This window comes from Pseudomonas fluorescens, from assembly GCF_902498065.1.
Classification (GTDB): Bacteria; Pseudomonadota; Gammaproteobacteria; order Pseudomonadales; family Pseudomonadaceae; genus Aquipseudomonas; species Aquipseudomonas fluorescens_BJ.
In genome coordinates this window covers 78,252-98,548 of the sequence record NZ_CABVIR010000002.1, presented here as the reverse complement: position 1 = coordinate 98,548, position 20,297 = coordinate 78,252, and the positions used below count along the sequence as shown (strand labels likewise).

At 60.5% G+C, this 20,297-nt stretch carries 17 protein-coding genes; 12 read left to right on the top strand and 5 right to left on the bottom strand.

The annotated features are described in order from the left end of the window. Window positions 1-83: 83 nt before the first annotated feature. Window positions 84-806 (bottom strand): tellurite resistance TerB family protein, encoded by a 723-nt coding sequence (locus tag F8N43_RS09630; RefSeq protein ID WP_150630860.1) that lies wholly within the window; start codon window positions 804-806, stop codon window positions 84-86. 188 nt (window positions 807-994) lie between these two features. Here F8N43_RS09630 and F8N43_RS09625 point away from each other — a divergent pair, with 188 nt between their 5' ends. From F8N43_RS09625 to F8N43_RS09580, 9 genes are all read left to right on the top strand, one after another. Further along, entirely contained in the window at window positions 995-1,909 is a 915-nt protein-coding gene (locus F8N43_RS09625; RefSeq protein WP_008072897.1) for a LysR family transcriptional regulator, read from the top strand. A gap of 129 nt (window positions 1,910-2,038) precedes the next feature. Beyond that, a complete protein-coding gene (locus F8N43_RS09620; RefSeq protein ID WP_150630879.1) occupies window positions 2,039-3,496 on the top strand; it encodes a gamma-aminobutyraldehyde dehydrogenase in 1,458 nt (485 codons plus the stop codon). 82 nt (window positions 3,497-3,578) lie between these two features. Further along, complete coding sequence (gene ydcS / locus F8N43_RS09615; protein WP_150630861.1) at window positions 3,579-4,730, top strand: putative ABC transporter substrate-binding protein YdcS; 1,152 nt, start codon at window positions 3,579-3,581, stop codon at window positions 4,728-4,730. A 105-nt stretch (window positions 4,731-4,835) separates the two neighbouring features. Beyond that, complete coding sequence (locus F8N43_RS09610; protein WP_150630862.1) at window positions 4,836-5,873, top strand: ABC transporter ATP-binding protein; 1,038 nt, start codon at window positions 4,836-4,838, stop codon at window positions 5,871-5,873. A gap of 1 nt (window position 5,874) precedes the next feature. Continuing rightward, window positions 5,875-6,822, top strand: a complete 948-nt coding sequence (locus tag F8N43_RS09605) for an ABC transporter permease (RefSeq protein WP_150638927.1) — start codon at window positions 5,875-5,877, stop codon at window positions 6,820-6,822. After that, window positions 6,812-7,621, top strand: a complete 810-nt coding sequence (locus F8N43_RS09600; RefSeq protein ID WP_150630864.1) for an ABC transporter permease — start codon at window positions 6,812-6,814, stop codon at window positions 7,619-7,621. The genes F8N43_RS09605 and F8N43_RS09600 overlap by 11 nt, the downstream gene beginning before the upstream one ends. Window positions 7,622-7,785: 164 nt before the next feature. Then, on the top strand, window positions 7,786-9,210 hold the full coding sequence (locus F8N43_RS09590; protein ID WP_150630865.1) for a gamma-aminobutyraldehyde dehydrogenase: 1,425 nt from the start codon (window positions 7,786-7,788) through the stop codon (window positions 9,208-9,210). Window positions 9,211-9,456: 246 nt separating this feature from the next. Further along, window positions 9,457-10,941: an APC family permease gene (locus tag F8N43_RS09585; RefSeq protein WP_150638928.1), complete on the top strand. Its 1,485-nt coding sequence runs from the start codon at window positions 9,457-9,459 to the stop codon at window positions 10,939-10,941. A 372-nt stretch (window positions 10,942-11,313) separates the two neighbouring features. After that, entirely contained in the window at window positions 11,314-11,826 is a 513-nt protein-coding gene (locus F8N43_RS09580) for a Bro-N domain-containing protein (RefSeq protein WP_150638929.1), read from the top strand. 89 nt (window positions 11,827-11,915) lie between these two features. Here F8N43_RS09580 and F8N43_RS09575 read toward each other — a convergent pair whose 3' ends face one another. Beyond that, window positions 11,916-12,101 (bottom strand): hypothetical protein, encoded by a 186-nt coding sequence (locus tag F8N43_RS09575; RefSeq protein ID WP_017340256.1) that lies wholly within the window; start codon window positions 12,099-12,101, stop codon window positions 11,916-11,918. 417 nt (window positions 12,102-12,518) lie between these two features. Between F8N43_RS09575 and F8N43_RS09570 the strand changes: the two genes are divergently transcribed. Beyond that, window positions 12,519-14,144, top strand: coding sequence for a glucan biosynthesis protein D (locus tag F8N43_RS09570; RefSeq protein ID WP_150638930.1), 1,626 nt, complete (start codon window positions 12,519-12,521; stop codon window positions 14,142-14,144). A 207-nt stretch (window positions 14,145-14,351) separates the two neighbouring features. Here the strand turns inward: F8N43_RS09570 and F8N43_RS09565 are convergent, their stop codons facing one another. The 3 genes from F8N43_RS09565 to F8N43_RS09555 all read right to left on the bottom strand — a co-directional run bounded on the left by F8N43_RS09565 (window position 14,352) and on the right by F8N43_RS09555 (window position 18,032). After that, the gene (locus F8N43_RS09565; RefSeq protein WP_150638931.1) at window positions 14,352-15,458 is read right to left on the bottom strand and encodes an NADH:flavin oxidoreductase/NADH oxidase; all 1,107 of its coding nucleotides are present in this window, start codon (window positions 15,456-15,458) and stop codon (window positions 14,352-14,354) included. Between the two features lie 263 nt (window positions 15,459-15,721). Next, a complete protein-coding gene (recJ, locus tag F8N43_RS09560; RefSeq protein WP_150630870.1) occupies window positions 15,722-17,431 on the bottom strand; it encodes a single-stranded-DNA-specific exonuclease RecJ in 1,710 nt (569 codons plus the stop codon). 58 nt (window positions 17,432-17,489) lie between these two features. Then, the gene (locus F8N43_RS09555) at window positions 17,490-18,032 is read right to left on the bottom strand and encodes a YaeQ family protein (protein WP_007944886.1); all 543 of its coding nucleotides are present in this window, start codon (window positions 18,030-18,032) and stop codon (window positions 17,490-17,492) included. A 137-nt stretch (window positions 18,033-18,169) separates the two neighbouring features. On the opposite strand from F8N43_RS09555, the gene F8N43_RS09550 reads away from it, so the two are divergent. Beyond that, window positions 18,170-19,369, top strand: coding sequence for a CaiB/BaiF CoA transferase family protein (locus tag F8N43_RS09550; protein WP_150638932.1), 1,200 nt, complete (start codon window positions 18,170-18,172; stop codon window positions 19,367-19,369). Beyond that, entirely contained in the window at window positions 19,296-20,282 is a 987-nt protein-coding gene (locus F8N43_RS09545) for a TIGR02285 family protein (RefSeq protein ID WP_191630124.1), read from the top strand. The genes F8N43_RS09550 and F8N43_RS09545 overlap by 74 nt, the downstream gene beginning before the upstream one ends. Window positions 20,283-20,297: the final 15 nt, after the last annotated feature.

The following is a 20,297-nucleotide window of genomic DNA, read 5'->3' as shown; positions in this document are numbered from 1 at the left end:
TCCCACAGGTAGTGTGTCGTTCCAGAGTTCCAAGACTGACACAGGTCCTGTGTGCGGGCTTGCCCGCGATGGCGATTTTGAGCCTACATGGCAGCCTGGCGCACCTGCTTTTCCAGCTCGGCCTTCAGACCCGGTTCCAGCTTCAGCTGGCGGGCGAGTTCATCCAGATAAGACTTCTCCATGAAGTTCTCTTCATCCACCAGCATTACGCTGGCGATGTACATCTCGGCGGCCATTTCCGGGGTGCTGGCGGCACGCGCCACATCGGTTGGATCAAGCGGCTTGTTGAGTTCGGCGTGCAGCCAGTGTTGCAGTTCCCGGTCGTTGTCGAGTTTGGTGAACTCGCCTTCGATCAACGCGCGTTCGCGCTCATCGACATGACCATCTGCCTTGGCTGCCGCCACCAGCGCCTTGAGAATCGCCTGACTGTGTTGCTCGACCTGGGCGGCCGGAACTCGGTCCACAGTTTGCGGTTCGCCCCGAGGCGCCGTGCCCTGCTGCGCCTGCCAGTTGCCGTAGGCCTTGTAGGCAATGACGCCTAGCGCCGCGAGGCCACCGTAAATGGCAACTTTGCCACCGACCTTACGAACCTTCTTGTTTCCGATCAACAGGCCCATGGCGCCCGCCGCCAGAGCGCCGCCGCCCGCGCCGGAAAGCAAGCTGCCGAGCCCGCCCGAACCACCGCTGCCGCTGAGCAATCCGCCCAATCCACCACTTGATGCCTTGTTCTGCGCGCCACCAGCCTTGTTCTGCAACAGGTCCTGGCCGGATTTGAGCAGTTGATCGAGCAATCCACGCGTATTCATTTTTTGCCGCCTCCACGAAAGGGATTAACCGGACACTTAAGGCCACCAGCCTAGATCGAAAGTGCCCAGCACCTCCCGGCGAGAGTGCTTCCAGATGTTGCTCATCTCTGGCAACGCCGAAAAGCCTATCGATTAAAAAGATATACACTCGAATGAATCTATAAAAACCGCCCACCGGGTACTTCTTCATGATGACGTTGCGTCAAATCCGCCATTTTATCGCTGTGGCCGAGACCGGCTCGATCTCCGCCGCCGCGCAAACCGCGTTTATTTCCCAATCGACATTGACCCTGGCCATCCAGCAACTGGAGCAGGAAATCGGCGTCGGACTGTTCAATCGCCACGCCAAAGGCATGACGCTGACCCACCAGGGGCATCAATTCCTACGCCAGGCGCACCTGATTCTGGCCACCGTGGACAACGCCAAACGCAGCCTGCAACAAAGCACCGACCAGGTCGCCGGGCAATTGATCATTGGCGTGACCAGCCTCGTCGCCGGTTACTACCTCGCGGATTTGCTCACCCGCTTTCAACGCGCCTACCCCAACGTCGAGATCCGCGTGATGGAGGACGAAAGGCCGTACATCGAGCATTTGCTGGTCAGCGGCGAGATCGATGTCGGCGTGCTGATCCTCTCCAACCTCGAAGATCGCCACGCCCTGCAAACGGAGGTGCTGACCCATTCGCCCCATCGGTTATGGCTGCCGGCCCAGCATCCGCTGCTGGAACACGACAGCATCAACCTCGCCGACGTCGCCCGTGAACCGCTGATCCAACTGAACGTCGATGAAATGGACCGCAACGCCCAGCGCATGTGGTCGGCGGCGTCGCTTCAGCCGCGCATCACCCTCAGAACCGCTTCGACCGAGGCGGTGCGAAGCCTGGTGGCCGCCGGACTGGGCGTGTCGATCCAGCCGGACATGACCTATCGCCCATGGTCATTGGAGGGCGACATCATCGAAGCCCGGCCAATTGCCGACCTGAGCCAGACCCTCGACGTCGGCCTGGCATGGCGCCGGGGCACGGCACGCCCGGCGCTGGTCGACCCGTTCCTGACCGTCGCTCGCGAACAACCCCACGGCGGACGCAAGCCATCTATTTAATCGAACGCCACCTTCAGTATTTAGTATTTGTCGACCTCGGGTTCGGGCACTAGTCTTGGTTCATCTATAAGACGGCCGGCCCCAGTCACTGGGAGCAGCATGGCCACACAAGAAAAGAGAACCCGAAAAATGGCTGGCGCGCAGACCCCGTTGTTCACCGCGTTGTTGATCGATGGCGAACTGGTCGCAGGTCAGGGTTTTGTCGAACCGATCCTCAATCCGGCCACGGGCGAGGTGCTGACGCACATCGCCGAAGCCAGCACCGAGCAAGTCGAAGCCGCGATCCTGGCTGCCCATCGTGCGTTCGCCGGTTGGTCGCGGACCACGCCGCAGCAGCGCTCGAACCTGCTGTTGGACATTGCCAACGCCATCGAAAAACAAGCCGACCTGCTCGCCCGCCTCGAATCCCTGAACTGCGGAAAACCCTTGCACCTGGCCCGACAGGATGACTTGAGCGCGACGGTCGATGTATTCCGCTTCTTCGCCGGTGCCGTGCGCTGCCAGACCGGCCAGCTCAGCGGCGAATACCTGCCCGGTTACACCAGCATGGTGCGCCGCGATCCTATTGGGGTTGTAGCGTCCATCGCGCCGTGGAACTACCCGATCATGATGGCCGCGTGGAAAATCGCCCCGGCCCTCGCCGCCGGCAATACGCTGGTGTTCAAACCGTCCGAGCACACGCCGCTGTCGATTCTGGCCCTGGCGCCAGCGCTGGCCGAGATCCTGCCGCGCGGCGTGATCAACATCATTTGTGGTGGCGGTGAAGGCGTGGGCAGCCACTTGGTCAGTCACCCGAAAATCCGCATGGTGTCGCTGACCGGCGATATCGTCACCGGGCAAAAAATCCTGCAAGCCGCCGCAAAAACCCTCAAGCGTACGCACCTCGAACTCGGCGGCAAGGCGCCGGTGATTGTCTGCAACGATGCAGACATTCAGGCCGTGGTCGACGGCGTGCGCACGTACGGTTACTACAACGCCGGCCAGGACTGCACCGCCGCCTGCCGGATTTATGCACAGGCCGGGATTCATGACCGACTGGTGGCCGAACTCGGCGCGGCGGTCAGCAGCCTGCGCTTCGCCGGCAAACGCGATGCCGACAATGAAATTGGACCCTTGATCAGTACCCGCCAGCGCGACCGCGTGGCCAGTTTCGTCGAACGCGCCCTCGGCCAGCCGCACATCGAGCGCGTGACCGGCGCGGCCGTGCATTCCGGCGCCGGCTTCTATTACCAGCCGACCCTGCTGGCCGGTTGCAAACAGAGCGATGAAATCGTCCAGCGCGAAGTGTTCGGGCCGGTGGTCACCGTGACCCGCTTCGACGGGCTCGAGCAAGCAGTGGACTGGGCCAACGATTCGGAATACGGCCTCGCGTCTTCGGTCTGGACCCAGAACCTCGACAAAGCCATGCAAGTCGCCGCGCGCCTGCAGTACGGCTGCACCTGGATCAACAGCCATTTCATGCTGGTCAGCGAAATGCCCCACGGCGGCCTGAAACGCTCGGGCTACGGCAAAGACCTGTCCAGCGATTCGCTTCAGGACTACAGCGTGGTGCGGCACATCATGGCGCGCCACGGACAGCATCTCTGACTACGCTAATAACAAGCCGCCAACGGCACGCTTCACCACGTTCACAACTGCCCCGACCATAATTAAAGAAGAGGGAATTCCCATGTTCGTGCACAAGACCGCACTGCTCAGTGCAATCACCACGGCGTTGCTGGCCAGTGCCAGTATCCAGGCCGCCGAACCGCTGAAAGCCGTCGGTGCCGGCGAAGGTCAGCTGGATATCGTCGCCTGGCCCGGCTACATCGAACGTGGCGAAAGCGACAAGGCCTACGACTGGGTAACCGGTTTCGAGAAGGAAACCGGCTGCAAGGTGAACGTCAAAACGGCGGCCACTTCCGATGAGATGGTCAGCCTGATGTCCAAGGGCGGTTACGACCTGGTGACCGCGTCGGGCGATGCGTCGCTGCGGTTGATCGTCGGCAAGCGCGTGCAGCCGATCAACACGGCGTTGATTCCGAACTGGAAGAATATCGACCCGCGTCTGAAGGATGGCCCGTGGTACGTCGTCAACAAACAAACCTTTGGCACTCCGTATCAGTGGGGGCCAAACGTGCTGATGTACAACACCAACGTCTTCAAGACTGCCCCGGACAGCTGGGGGGTGGTGTTCGAGGAGCAGAACCTGCCGGACGGCAAGTCCAACAAGGGCCGGGTCCAGGCCTACGACGGTCCGATCTACATCGCCGATGCGGCGCTCTATCTCAAGTCGAAGCGTCCGGAACTGGGGATCAAGGACCCGTACCAGCTCAACGAAGAACAATACAAAGCCGCGCTGGATCTGCTGCGTAAACAGCAGCCGTTGATCCACCGCTACTGGCATGACGCGACCGTGCAGATGAGTGACGTCAAGAACGAAGGCGTCGTGGCGTCCAGCACCTGGGGCTACATGGTCAACGGGCTGGTGGCGGACAAGCAGCCAGTGGCGTCGGTCATTCCGAAAGAAGGTGCAACGGGTTGGGCCGACACCACCATGCTGCACGCCGACGCCAAGCACCCGAACTGTGCCTACAAGTGGATGGACCATTCGCTGCAACCGAAAGTCCAGGGTGACCTGGCCGCCTGGTTCGGTTCGTTGCCGTCGGTTCCAGCGGGGTGCAAGGAGAGCGAATTGCTTGGCGCCGAAGGCTGCAAAACCAACGGTTTCGACCAGTTCGACAAGATCGCCTTCTGGAAAACCCCACAGGCTGAAGGTGGCAAGTTCGTGCCGTACAGCCGCTGGACCCAGGACTACATCGCGATCATGGGCGGCCGTTAAGCCCTCTTCGCGAGCAGGCTCGCTCCCACAAGTGAACGCATTCCAATGTGGGAGCGAGCCTGCTCGCGATGCTTTTAAAGATTCAGATTCCCGGAGTTCCGCACCATGACGCTTGCAGTCCAGTTCACCAACGTTTCCCGTCTATTCGGCGAAGTGAAAGCCGTAGACCGGGTTTCCATCGACATCCAGGACGGCGAGTTCTTCTCCATGCTGGGCCCTTCCGGCTCGGGCAAAACCACGTGTTTGCGCCTGATCGCCGGTTTTGAACAACCGAGCGCAGGCTCCATCCGGATTCACGGCCACGAAGCCGCCGGGCTTCCGCCGTATGAGCGTGACGTCAACACGGTGTTTCAGGACTACGCGCTGTTCCCGCACATGAACGTGCTCGACAACGTCGCCTACGGTTTGAAAGTCAAAGGCGTCGGCAAAACAGAACGTCGCCAACGCGCCGAGGAAGCCCTCGGCATGGTCGCCCTCGGCGGTTACGGCGCGCGCAAACCGGTGCAACTCTCCGGCGGTCAGCGCCAGCGTGTGGCCCTGGCTCGCGCACTGGTCAATCGCCCTCGGGTGCTGCTACTCGACGAGCCCCTCGGCGCCCTCGATTTGAAGCTGCGCGAACAAATGCAGAGCGAGTTGAAGAAGCTGCAACGCCAGCTCGGCATCACCTTCATCTTCGTCACCCACGATCAGACCGAAGCGCTGTCGATGTCTGACCGTGTGGCCGTGTTCAACAAGGGCCGCATTGAGCAGGTCGATACGCCGCGCAACCTCTACATGAAACCGGCGACCACCTTTGTCGCGGAATTCGTCGGCACCTCCAACGTGATTCGCGGCGATCTGGCGCAGCAACTGAGCGGTAATCCGCAGCCGTTTTCGATCCGCCCGGAACACGTGCGTTTCGCCGAAGGCCCGCTGGCCAGTCACGAAATCGAAGTCAGCGGTTTGCTCCACGACATTCAGTACCAGGGCAGCGCCACCCGCTATGAACTGAAACTGGAAAACGGCCAGACCCTGAACATCAGCCAGGCCAACAACCAGTGGCTGGACGTCAGCGCGCAGCATCAGACCGGGCAACGCATCAGCGCACGCTGGGCGCGGGAAGCGATGATCCCGCTGCACGACACCGTTGTCGGCGGGGTGTGAGATGACCAGCGTGGCTCTCCCTCAAACCCCGGCCAGCGGCTCGCCGTTGCGCAGGTTTTCCAACCTGCTGTATCGCCGGCCGAATTTTTACCTGTCGTTGCTGCTGGTGCCGCCGCTGCTGTGGTTCGGCGCGATCTACCTCGGTTCGCTGCTGGCGCTGCTGTGGCAAGGCTTTTACACCTTCGACGACTTCACCATGGCGGTCACGCCGGACCTGACCCTGGCCAACTTCGCCGCGCTGTTCCAGCCGTCGAACTTCGACATCATTTTGCGCACCCTGAGCATGGCGGTCGTGGTGTCGATCGCCAGCGCCATCGTCGCGTTCCCGATTGCCTACTACATGGCGCGCTACACCACGGGCAAAACCAAGGCGTTTTTCTACATCGCGGTGATGATGCCGATGTGGGCCAGTTACATCGTCAAGGCCTATGCCTGGACCTTGCTGCTGGCCAAGGGCGGCGTGGCGCAGTGGTTCGTTCAACACCTTGGGCTGGAGCCGGTCTTGCAGTTCGTGCTGGGCATTCCGGGTGTGGGTGGCAGTACCTTGTCGACCTCGCACCTGGGCCGCTTCATGGTGTTCGTCTACATCTGGCTGCCGTTCATGATCCTGCCGATTCAGGCGTCGCTGGAGCGTTTGCCGCCCTCACTGCTGCAAGCCTCCGCCGACCTGGGTGCCAAGCCGCGCCAGACCTTCATGCAGGTGATTCTGCCGCTGTCGATCCCGGGCATCGCCGCCGGTTCGATCTTCACGTTTTCGCTGACCCTGGGCGACTTCATCGTGCCGCAACTGGTGGGCCCGCCGGGGTACTTCGTCGGCAGCATGGTGTACGCCCAGCAAGGCGCGATCGGCAACATGCCGATGGCTGCAGCCTTCACGCTGGTGCCGATTGTGCTGATCGCCATTTACCTGACCATCGTCAAACGACTGGGGGCCTTCGATGCACTCTGAGAAAGCATCAATCGGCTTGAAAATCGCCGCGTGGGGCGGGTTGGTGTTCCTGCACTTCCCGATCCTGATCATCTTCCTCTACGCCTTCAACACCGAAGACGCAGCGTTCAGCTTTCCGCCCAAGGGCTTCACCCTGAAGTGGATCGGCGTGGCGTTCTCGCGGCCGGACGTGCTGGAAGCGATCAAGCTGTCGCTGCAGATCGCCTCCGTCGCGACGCTGATTGCGATGGTGCTCGGCACGCTGGCATCGGCAGCGTTGTACCGGCGGGATTTCTTCGGCAAGCAGGGCATCTCGCTGATGCTGATTTTGCCGATTGCCTTGCCGGGGATCATCACCGGGATCGCGCTGCTGGCGACGTTCAAGACGCTGGGCATCGAGCCGGGGATGTTCACCATCATCGTCGGCCACGCGACCTTCTGCGTGGTGATCGTCTACAACAACGTCATCGCCCGGTTGCGCCGAACGTCGCACAGTTTGATCGAAGCCTCGATGGACCTCGGCGCCGACGGCTGGCAGACCTTCCGCTACATCGTCTTGCCGAATCTCGGCTCGGCGTTGCTCGCTGGCGGCATGCTCGCTTTCGCGCTGTCATTCGACGAAATCATCGTCACCACCTTCACCGCCGGCCATGAACGCACCCTGCCGCTGTGGCTGCTCAACCAGCTCAGCCGCCCACGGGACGTGCCGGTGACCAACGTCGTCGCGATGCTGGTGATGATGGTGACCATGTTGCCGATTCTCGGCGCCTATTACCTGACCCGTGGCGGTGAGAGCGTGGCGGGGAGTGGCGGGAAGTAACTGAATAACTGGAGGAACCGGATACCTGTGGGAGCGGGCTTGCCCGCGATAGCGGTCTGTCAGCCGACAACTCTGTTGAATGTCAGTCAGTCATCGCGGGCAAGCCCGCTCCCACAGGGATTCGGTTCCGGCAGAAAAATAATGGATTCGAAGAGGACAACGCCATGCAAACCCAACTCCTGATCAACGGCCAACTGCTCGACGGCGAAGGCCCCGCCCAACCGGTGTTCAACCCGGCCCTCGGTCGTGTGCTGGTGGAAATCAACGAAGCCAGCGAAGCCCAGGTCGACGCCGCCGTGCGGGCCGCCGATGCCGCGTTCGACAGCTGGTCGCAGACCCCGCCCAAGGAGCGCTCGCTGCTGCTGCTCAAACTCGCCGACGCCATCGAAGCCCACGGCGAAGAGCTGGCCAAACTCGAATCCGACAACTGCGGCAAACCCTACAGCGCCGCACTGAACGACGAGATCCCGGCGATTGCCGACGTGTTCCGTTTCTTCGCCGGCGCCAGCCGCTGCATGAGCGGTTCGGCGGGTGGTGAATACCTGGCCGGGCACACCTCGATGATCCGCCGCGACCCCGTGGGCGTGATCGCCTCCATCGCGCCGTGGAACTACCCGCTGATGATGGTCGCCTGGAAAATCGCCCCGGCCCTCGCCGCCGGTAATACCGTGGTGCTCAAGCCGTCGGAACAGACCCCGCTGACCGCGTTGCGCCTGGCGCAACTGGCGTCTGAAATCTTCCCGGCCGGCGTACTCAACGTCGTGTTCGGCCGTGGTCCTACCGTCGGCAGCCCACTGGTCACCCACCCGAAAGTGCGCATGGTGTCGCTGACCGGCTCGATCGCCACCGGTTCGAACATCATTTCCAGCACCGCCGACAGCGTCAAACGCATGCACATGGAACTGGGCGGCAAGGCTCCGGTGATCATCTTCGACGACGCCGACATCGACGCGGCGGTTGAAGGCATTCGCACCTTCGGTTTCTACAACGCCGGGCAGGACTGCACCGCCGCCTGCCGCATCTACGCGCAGGAAGGCATCTACGACACATTCGTCGAGAAGCTCGGCGCGGCGGTCAGCAGCATCAAGTACGGCCTGCAGGATGATCCGGCGACCGAACTCGGGCCGCTGATCACCGCGCAGCACCGCGACCGGGTGACCGGTTTTGTCGAACGCGCCGTGGCGCAATCGCACATTCGTTTGATCACCGGCGGCAAGGCGGTTGAAGGCAACGGCTTCTTCTTCGAGCCAACGGTGCTGGCCGACGCGCTGCAGGACGACGAGATCGTCCGACGCGAAGTGTTCGGACCGGTGGTATCGGTGACCAAATTCACCGACGAAGCACAGGTGCTCGGCTGGGCCAACGACTCGGACTACGGCCTGGCGTCGTCGGTGTGGACCGCCGACGTTGGTCGCGCCCATCGCCTGTCGGCGCGTTTGCAGTACGGCTGCACCTGGGTGAACACGCACTTCATGCTCGTCAGCGAAATGCCCCACGGCGGTCAGAAATTGTCCGGGTACGGGAAGGACATGTCGATGTATGGGCTGGAGGATTACACCGTTGTGCGGCATGTGATGTTCAAGCACTAAAAGCATCGTCGGATCGCCGCCCGCAGCAAGTCGACTCCTACTAGGTTTGGTGCACGACACGGACCTGCGGGAGCTGGCTTGCCAGCGATGGCGTCCCCTCGGTTTCAAGGCCGAAACCGGCAACACGCACCACCAGGCATCAACGCAGACAACCAAAACAATAACCACCGATCCGGGCAGCGCCGCCAAGGCCCTGCCACGGTTTCGGACATCCGAAATCTGCCGATTTTCCGGAGCTAACACACCATGAGCGCAATCCCCGAACTCTCCGCAGTCGCTGCCGACAGCGATGCCGAGCAACTTCGCAAGCTGGGTTACACCTCCAACTTCAACCGCAGCATGAGCCTGTGGGAAAACTTCGCCCTGGGCTTCACTTACCTCTCCCCGGTCGTAGGGGTTTATACCCTCTTCGGCCTCTGCCTGGCCGCCGGTGGGCCACCGATGTTCTGGGCCTATTTGCTGGTCGGTTGCGGCCAGTTGCTGGTGTGCCTGATCTTCGGCGAGGTGGTCTCGCAGTTCCCGATTTCCGGCGGCGTCTACCCATGGGCTCGCCGCTTGGTGGGCAAACGCTGGGCGTGGATGGTCGGCTGGATCTACTCCATCGCCCTGTGCGTCACCATCGCCGCCGTTGCCGTCGGTGCTGGGCCGTACCTGGCCGCGATGATGGGTTTTGAACCGAGCAGTAACACCAACATTGTCATCGCCCTGGTGCTGACGCTGTTCGCGACACTGGTCAACCTCAGCGGCACCAAAGTGCTGGCGCGAATCGCCATGTTCGGCTTTCTCTGCGAACTGGTCGGCGCGGTGATCGTCGGCGTGTACCTGCTGATTTTCGAACGCCATCAGCCGATCAGTGTGTTGTTCAACACCTTCGACATCAGCGTTGATGGTTCCTACCTGCCGGCCTTCCTCACCGCCTCCTTGGCAGGCATGTTCCTCTACTACGGCTTCGAGGCCTGCGGCGACGTGGCTGAAGAAACCCCGAACCCGAGCAAGCAGATTCCGGTGGCCATGCGCATGACCATCTACATCGGCGGCATCGCGGCGATGTTCGCCTGCCTGGCGCTGATCCTCGCCGTGCCGGACATGCAAGCCGTGATCAACGGCACCGACAAAGACCCGGTCACCACCATCCTCAACAACGCCTTCGGCCCGGTCGGTTCGAAAGTGGTGATGGGCGTGGTGATGATTTCCTTCATCTCCTGCGTCATCAGCCTGCAAGCGGCGGCGAGTCGTCTGCTGTATTCCTACGCTCGGGATGAAATGGTCATCGGCAGCTCACTGCTGAAGAAGATTTCCCCTACCACCCAGGTTCCGGTTGCCGCGCTGTTCGTTTCCGGCGTCCTGCCGGCGCTGATCATTATTCTGGGTTTCTTCCTGCAAGACGCAGTGGCCACCATCGTCAGCTTCGCTGCCATCGGCATCTACCTCGCGTTCCAGATGATCGTGCTCGCCGCACTCTATGCCCGCCTGAAAGGCTGGAAACCGAGCGGCAAATTCACTCTCGGCGCATGGGGTTGGCCGGTGAACATCGGCGCGCTGGTCTATGGTGTCGGCGCCATCATCAACATGGCCTGGCCACGTACACCGGATGCGGCGTGGTACATCAACTATGCGATGGTGTTGAGTACGGCGATCGTGATTGGGTTGGGGCTGCTTTATATGTGGATTGCCAAGCCGTATGACCATGGCGCGGCGCCTGCGGGGGATGCGTGGAAGGTTAGTCACTAAGAACGATTGCCCCGGGATTCTGTGGGTTCCCGGGGCAAGCTTCACTCGTCAAACGGCATCTGTCGTCCCCCCGCAGTTCAGCCACCAATTCATCCCTATGCTTCGAAGCGATCTTGGGCATAGGCCTCAGGTTCCGGTTTTCTGTACTCGGTGAAAAAACAGGAAATTCCTACAGATCGAGCCTTCCCGAAAAGACTCTGATTCCTACGGCACGCGACGCAAGAGCAGACTTGTCGCCGCGAACGTCTGACCGATAGGCTTTGCCCTGTCGCTGCAAAATCAGCGGCTCGGTGTCGATGCCGGAACACAATCAATACGGCGCTACCGCGCTCCTCTGAGTGGCGGCTCCCTTTTCAAATTGGAGTCGAAAAAATGATTACGCACGCTTCAAATACATCTGAAAGTCATCGCCATTTCATCCCCACCGTTTTCCCCCGCCACAACCGTTTCCTCCACGCTGTCATCCAAGCCAACCAAGCCTGGTTCTGCGTCCACGATCTGGGACGTTTGATGGGCCGCCCGCTGGACCAGCGACTCACCCAAAAACTCGATCCCGATCAGCGCCGATATGTCTGGCTGCTGAAGAACGGCAAAACCGTCGAATCATTAATGGTCAGCGAGTCTGGAATGTACGCATTGCTGGTCCACCATTTTGTCCCGGAAAACCGCAACCTGCGCCAATGGCTGAGTAACGAAGTCATACCTGCGCTGCGAGAGTCGAACGCGGCACCTGTGGAAAACATGCCTAGCCTGAGCTCGTTGCAATGGGGCGGGCTCTCGGTGCCACTGCTGCACTGGCAACAGTCGGCCTGGATCAAGTGGCGGGACATGCCAGATCTGGTACAGGCGCAGCGGCCGTTTCCAATCATGGGCACTTGCAGCTGAAGCACAGCCAATCAAAAGGGGCAGACTTCACAGTCCGCCCCTTCAGTTTGGGTACATCTATTAAATGGCTTTCACGGTAACCATCGCCATCAAAACCGCGAAACACTGCGCATCGCATCCACCAGATACCGCATCGCGATCCGGTCACTCTCCGACAACTCGCGATACCGCTCCACCAGCTTCAACTCCTCGGAATTCAGCCGACGCCTTCGTCGCCCGATGCCCAGGCAAGGGAAGATTCCCAACATTTCGGTGATGCCTTGTACTTTCGACATGGACGATGTCCCTCTCTAACGTCAAAAAAGAAAACTTCAAAAACTGCATCGCCCTACCCTTTTTCAGCGGTCACCGCGTGCCAACTGAATCCCACCGGCCTGAGGGCAGAAACCGGTCATGCCCATAGAATAGAAACTATCCGGGCGCTGAAAAGCGGTTTTTAGAGTAATTAGTCGAAAAAAGCAGAAATGCCCTATAAATCAGAAATCTCTGTGGGAAACGTTAACCGAAACTTCTTGTTTCATTGCGATGCTATCGTCACGCCATCAATCATTTTTGCTCTGCCGCCGAACGGTTTAAGCTATTTGGCATCTGTTTAAAGTCCGTTGCGTTTGGCCGAAGGCATGTCCGAACCTCCATTTTTGATCCCGCACGTGCCAGGAACGGCACGGGATTGTTCACGACAGGTTGTACTTATGCACCGCAGGAATTTGCTCAAAGCGTCCATGGCCATCGCTGCCTACACCGGTTTGTCCGCCTCCGGCCTGCTGGCCGCGCGGGCCTGGGCCGGGAACGGCACCGCTGATGGCGAGGCTCAGGCCTTCGATTTCGAAGCCCTGAAAATCCAGGCCAAGCAGCTCGCCGGCAACCGCTATCAGGACACCAAGCAGGTGCTGCCGCCGACCCTGGCGACCATGACCCCACAAAATTTCAACGCGATCCGCTACGACGCCAATCATTCCCTGTGGAAGGATTTGAAAGGTCAACTGGATGTGCAGTTTTTCCACGTCGGCATGGGGTTCAAGCAGCCGGTGCGCATGTACAGCGTTGACCCCAAGACGCGTCAGGCGCGGGAGGTGCATTTCCGCCCTTCGCTGTTCAACTACGAAAAAACCACGGTCGATACCAAACAGCTAACGGGGGACCTGGGGTTTTCCGGGTTCAAGCTGTTCAAGGCGCCGGAGTTGGACCGACACGATGTGTTGTCATTCCTCGGCGCCAGTTATTTCCGCGCGGTAGATGCCACTGGCCAATACGGCCTGTCGGCCCGTGGTCTGGCGGTCGATACCTACGCGAAGAAACGTGAGGAATTCCCGGACTTCACCAAGTTCTGGTTCGAGACCCCGGACAAGGACAGCACCCGTTTCGTGGTGTACGCCCTGCTGGACTCGCCGAGCGCGACCGGTGCCTACCGGTTCGACATCGATTGCCAGGCCGAACGCGTGGTGATGGAGGTTGACGCTCACATCAATGCACGCACCGCCATCGAACAACTGGGCATCGCGCCGATGACCAGCATGTTCAGTTGCGGCACCCATGAACGGCGCATGTGCGACACCATTCACCCGCAGATCCACGACTCGGATCGCCTGGCCATGTGGCGCGGCAACGGCGAGTGGATCTGCCGTCCGCTGAACAACCCGGCGACCCTGCAATTCAACGCCTTTGCCGACACCGATCCGAAAGGTTTCGGGCTGGTACAGACCGATCACGAATTCGCCAATTATCAGGACACCGTCGACTGGTACAGCAAACGCCCAAGCCTGTGGGTCGAACCTACAACCGCGTGGGGCGAGGGCTCTATCGATCTGTTGGAAATTCCTACGACCGGCGAAACCCTGGATAACATCGTCGCGTTCTGGACCCCGAAAAAACCGGTGGCTGCGGGTGATTCCCTGAACTACGGCTACAAGCTGTACTGGAGCGCTTTGCCGCCGGTCGGTACGCCACTGGCGCGGGTCGCCGCGACTCGTTCAGGCATGGGCGGCTTCACTGAGGGCTGGGCGCCGGGTGAGCATTACCCGGAGGTCTGGGCACGCCGGTTTGCGGTGGACTTCACTGGCGGCGGTCTGGACCGCTTGCCGGAAGGCACAGGCATTGAGCCGGTGGTGACGTGCTCCAACGGCGAGGTCAAAGACTTCAACGTGCTGGTGCTGGATGACATCAAGGGCTACCGGATTACGTTTGACTGGTTCCCGACCAATGACAGCGTCGCACCGGTAGAGCTGCGGTTATTCATTCGCACCAATGACCGGACGCTGAGTGAGACCTGGTTGTATCAGTACTTCCCGCCTGCGCCAGAGAAGCGTAAGTACACCTGAAGGTAAGCTCGCGTCCGAGCTGGCCTCATCGCGGGCAAGCCCGCTCCCACAATGAATCTTCATGGGACACACATTTTGTGTTCGACAAAGATCAAAAGTGGGAGCGGGCTCGCCCGCGATGAGGGCGGAACAAACAACAAAAATCCAGAGCAGGAATGCAAAAGCCCCGATCAACCAGATCGGGGCTTTTTGCTTTTACCTCATCACTCAGTCCCGCAGATCCGATTCATGAATCGGCTGATCCCGATGCGTCGCGCGTTGGTACTGCGCCGGCCAGATGGCCTTGCGGCCGCCTAGATCATCATCCGCATGCAACGGCCAATACGGATCGCGCAGCAGCTCACGGGCAAGGAAGATGATGTCGGCCTGACAGGTGCGCAGAATGTGCTCGGCCTGGGCCGGTTCGGTGATCATGCCTACCGTGCCGGTCGCAATGCCTGACTCTTTGCGCACTCGTTCGGCGAAGCGGGTTTGATAACCGGGACCTGTAGGAATTTCCGCGTTGGCCGCCGTGCCGCCCGAGGAGACGTCAATCAGGTCCACGCCCAGGTCTTTGAGGCGTCGTGCCAGTTCGACGGTTTCATCCGGGTTCCAGCCGTCTTCCACCCAATCGGTGGCCGACACACGCACGAACACCGGCAACTCCTCTGGCCACACCGCCCGCACCGCTTCGGTGACTTGCAGCACCAGCCGAATACGATTCTCGAACGAACCGCCATATTGATCGCGGCGCTGATTGCTCAGGGGTGATAAAAACTGGTGCAGCAGGTAACCGTGGGCAGCGTGGACTTCGACGACTTTGAAACCAGCGGTCAGCGCGCGCTTCGCTGAGTCAACGAACGCCTGAATGACCTCGGCGATCTGGCCCTCATCGAGCTGCTTCGGTGGTGTGTGCTGCGGGTCGAACGCAATCGGCGAAGGGCCAACGGGTGTCCAGCCGCCGTCTTCAGGTTTGACGCTACCGTGCTTGCCAATCCACGGCCGATGGGTGCTGGCCTTGCGCCCGGCGTGGGCTAACTGAATGCCGGCGACGGCGCCTTGGGCGGCGATGAAGCGAGTGATGCGTTGCAGCGGCTCGATCTGTTCGTCATTCCACAAACCGAGGTCTTCGGCGGTGATGCGTCCATCGGCGGTGACGGCCGTGGCTTCGGTAAAAATCAGACCGGCGCCGCCGACAGCACGGCTGCCGAGGTGTACCAGATGCCAGTCATTGGCCAGGCCATCGACGCTGGAATACTGGCACATCGGTGATACGGCAATGCGGTTTAGCAGAGTCAATTGGCGAAGGGTATAGGGTTCAAGCAGCAGACTCATGGGGCACCTCTCGTCTCAGTGGGCAGGCTCCAGGGTTCTGTTTGAAAAGTCGACGAGTGACAGGAAAAGGTGCAGCACCCGCCCCCGCGGGCAAAAAATTGACAAGACGTCACAAGGATTATCAAGCAGTGCTTAGAGCCTAGTCGACAATGGGCGATGAGGGAGGGTTCCAAGAGATTCAGCGTCAGCAAAATCGCTATCGCCAGCGAGCCGACTCCAGGGTGTGCGCAAATTCTGTAGGAGCCGGCTTGCTGGCGATGGAGTCAACGCGGTTCGATGTGGGCAATCATCAACTGGACCGTCTCATTCCCGCGAAACTCGTTAAGGTCGAGTTTGTAGGCCAATTCCACCCACTTGATGGTCGGATTTGGCCAGATATCACGGTCAATACCAAAAGCGATGCCATCCAGCTTCACCGAGCCGCATTCACTTTTGAGCACCACTTTGAGGTGCCGTTCGCCAACAACCCGTTGTTCGACCAACTGGAATACGCCATGGAACAACGGCTCCGGGAAGTGCTGTCCCCAAGGGCCGGCATGCCGTAGGGCACGGGCCAGCTCGAGGTGGAACTCTTCAACGGCCAACGTCCCGTCCGACAGCAAACGCCCGGTCAGGTCTTCTTCGCGCAATTGCCTACGCACTTCAGCGTCAAAGGCTTCGGCGAACAGCGGAAAATTCGCCTCCGGCAACGTCAAACCGGCCGCCATGGCATGGCCGCCGTACTTGCTGATCAGGTTTGGGTGCTGCGCCGCCACTACGCTCAAAGCGTCGCGAATATGGAAGCCCTGCACCGAACGCCCCGAGCCCTTGAGCATGCCATCGCCCGCGTCGGCAAAGGCAATCGTCGGACGGAAATAACGCTCTTTCATACGTGAAGCGAGGATTCCGATGACGCCCTGGTGCCACTCGGGATCGAACAGGCACAGGCCGAACGGCATCGATTCCACCGGCAAGTCCTTGAGCTGGGCCAGCGCCTCGCGCTGCATGCCTTGCTCGATGGATTTGCGGTCCTGGTTCATGCCGTCTAGCTGAACGGCCATTTCCCGGGCGAGTGCGGCATCTTCGGTGAGCAGGCATTCGATGCCCAGGCTCATGTCATCCAGCCGCCCCGCCGCGTTCAGGCGCGGGCCGACGATGAATCCGAGGTCGGTCGAGGTAATACGCGTGTGGTCGCGCTTGGCGACTTCGAGAATCGCCTTGATCCCTGGCCGTGCGCGTCCGGCGCGAATTCGCTCTAGGCCTTGGTGGACGAGAATCCGGTTATTGGCATCCAGCGGCACCACGTCAGCGACGCTGCCCAACGCCACCAGATCCAGCAACTCACCGATGTTCGGCTGCGGTTTACTCTCGTACCAGCCAAGGCTGCGCAGGCGTGCGCGCAGGGCCATCAGCACGTAGAAAATCACCCCGACGCCGGCCAGTGCCTTGCTCGGAAACCCGCAACCCGGTTGATTGGGATTGACGATGGCATCGGCCAGCGGCAGTTCGTCGCCGGGCAAGTGGTGGTCGGTGACCAGCACCTGAAGGCCAGCCTTTTTCGCCGCCGCCACACCCTCAACGCTGGAGATGCCGTTGTCCACGGTGATCAGCAGCTGCGGCGTGCGGGTCAGCGCCACTTCGACGATTTCCGGGGTCAGGCCGTAGCCATACTCGAAACGGTTCGGCACCAGATAGTCGACATGCGCCGCGCCCAGCAGGCGCAAGCCCAACATGCCGACGGTACTGGCCGTCGCGCCGTCGGCGTCGAAGTCGCCGACAATCAGAATCCGCTGACGCTGCTCCAGAGCCGTCACCAGCAAATCCACCGCGGCATCAATGCCTTTGAGCTGCTGGAACGGAATCAGCCGCGCCAGACTCTTGTCCAGTTCAGCCTCGGACAGCACGCCCCGCGCCGCATACAGGCGGGTCAGCAGCGGCGGCAGATCACCGAGGAATGGCAGGGTGTCGGGCAACAGGCGAGGTTCGATGCGCATGGGGTGACAGGTGCTTCTCTTGGATACGTAGGATAAAACCGAATAGCGCGATGAAAACTCAGCCGCGTTCGCCGCTCAGCCACTGCAACTGGACTTCGTGTTGGCCACGGTCGTCGGTGACGAAAATCGTCCCTTCGCTGATCATCACGTCCCACTTGATAACGCGCGGCATGTCTTTGGCCAGGGTTTCCAGGACTTCCTGAGGAACCGCGGCAATGTGTACGTTTTTCAGGTTCTTGATCGCCGGGATCACTTTGGTTTCCCAGACGCGCAGGCTGCCGTAGGCCAGCAGACTGGTGCGCTCGGTGCGACGCGAGCACCAGGTCAGGCGATCGGCGTCTGGCTGGCCGACTTCGATCCAGTGCAGGACGCGATCATCCAGGCTCTTTTCCCACAGGGCGGGTTCATCCACGTCTGACAGACCACGGCCAAACGACAGCTGCTCGTTGTACCAGAAGGCGTAGGCCAGCAGCCGCACGGTCATGCGCTCTTCGGTTTCCGACGGGTGACGGGCGATGGTCTGCTTCACCGTCTCGTAAACGCTGCGGTCGAGGTCGGTGAGGTTCAGTTCAAACTTGTAGGTCGTGGACGGCTGGGCCATGAACGGGCTTCTTGATACGTGGAAAGGCGGCAAGTCTAACCGATGCGGCAGGCTTCGCGGCCATCAACCTTGAGCGACTGACAGCGGGCTGTGCTAAAACGCTCTATCAGCCAAGCCTTTGTCCTAAAGGATCCAGCATGCCGTTCACCGCCAAACCCCTCTCAGGCCTGAAAGTCATCGAATTGGGCACGTTAATCGCCGGACCCTTTGCCTCGCGCATCTGCGGCGAATTCGGTGCCGAAGTGATCAAGATCGAATCTCCCGACGGCGGTGATCCGCTGCGCAAATGGCGCAAGTTGTATGAAGGCACTTCGCTCTGGTGGTTCGTTCAGGCGCGCAACAAGAAGTCCCTGACCCTGAACCTGAAACACCCGGATGGCCTGACGATCCTGAAAAAGCTGCTCGGTGAAGCGGACATCCTGATCGAGAATTTTCGCCCCGGCGTGTTGGAAAAGCTCGGCCTGGGCTGGGATGTCTTGCACGAACTGAACCCGAAACTGGTCATGGTGCGCCTTTCAGGTTTCGGCCAGACCGGGCCGATGAAGGATCAGCCGGGGTTTGGCGCCGTCGGTGAATCCATGGGCGGCCTGCGCTACATCACCGGGTTTGAAGACCGACCGCCGGTGCGCACCGGGATTTCCATCGGCGATTCGATTGCCGCGCTCTGGGGCGTGATTGGCGCGTTGATGGCCTTGCGTCATCGCGAGGTCAACGGCGGTCTGGGTCAGGTGGTGGATGTGGCGCTGTACGAAGCAATCTTCGCCATGATGGAAAGCATGGTCCCGGAGTTCGACGTGTTCGGCTTCATCCGCGAACGCACCGGCAACATCATGCCGGGCATCACGCCCTCCTCGATCCACACCAGTGCCGACGGCAAACATGTGCAGATCGGCGCCAATGGCGACGCGATTTTTAAACGCTTCATGCTGATCATCGGCCGTGAAGACCTGGCCAATGACCCGGTCCTGGCCAGTAACGACGGGCGTGACAGCCGTCGCGACGAGATTTACGGGGTGATTGATCGCTGGGTCAACTCGCTGCCTCTGGACACCCTCATCGAGCAGTTGAATCAGGCCGACGTTCCCGCCAGCCGGATCTTCAGTGCCGAAGACATGTTCAGTGATCCGCAGTACCTGGCGCGGGAAATGTTTCTCAAGGCGAAGCTGCCGGACGGCAAAGATTTCAAGATGCCGGGAATTGTGCCGAAACTCTCAGAGACACCCGGCAGTTCTGAATGGGTCGGGCCGCAGTTGGGCGAACACAATGCGCAGGTACTTAACGATCTTGGCTACGACAAGGAACAGATCGCAAAGCTGCGTGAAGACGGGGCCATCTAAGCTGAAGCGCCTGCTTTCGCTGCTTGTCACTCATCACCGCGCGAGGGCGGTGTACGCGCTCGCGGCCATGTTCCTGCTCGTTGTCCCGGCGCCATCAGCGATGGCGCAACCCAAGGAAACCATGGTCTGGCTGTTGCGGGATCTCCCCCCGCTGACGATTTTCGAAGGACCGAAAAAGGGCCAGGGCGTCATCGATCAATTGTTGCCACTGTTGATCGCGGGCATGCCGCAATACGAACACACCTTGATGCGGGTCAACCGTGCTCGCGCCTTGCAAATGCTCCACGAGCCGTCCCTGACATGCGATGCGGCGCTGAACCGGAGCAAGGAACGCGAACGCTGGATCGCGTTTTCCATTCCGGTGTTTCGGGCCATGGGCAATGGCGTGGCCGTGCGGCGCGTTGACCGTGAGACGCTTGCGCCCTTCATCCAGGACAATGAACTGGACCTGGCGGCCTTCCTGGCGAATGGCGGCGAGAAGTTGGGCATTATCGCCGAGCGCAACTACGGTGATTACCTCGACGCGCTGCTCAAACAAGCACCGGCAGACTCGCTCACCCCGCACTACGGCAACGACGCCTTGGGCAGCCTGTTGCAGATGCAGCGCCTGGGGCGCTTGCGGTTGCTGCTGGGATACCGTCCGGAAATCCGCTACCAGGCCCAACAGCAAGGCATCGCCGAGGATGAATTGCAGTTCTACCCGATTCGCGGCGCCGAGAAATTCTTGTCCGGATACATCGGCTGCACCGACACGCCAAAAGGCCGGCAGGCGATTATCGAGATCAATCAGCTACTGCGCAGAATGCCCCACGATCGCTTGAGCGAGGCGTACGCTGCGTGGCTCGACCCGGAAAGTCGCGCTGCCTACCTGGAAGAATCCAGGAAGTATTTCGAGCAACAGGCCCAGGAATGACAAATCGCAGGCAAA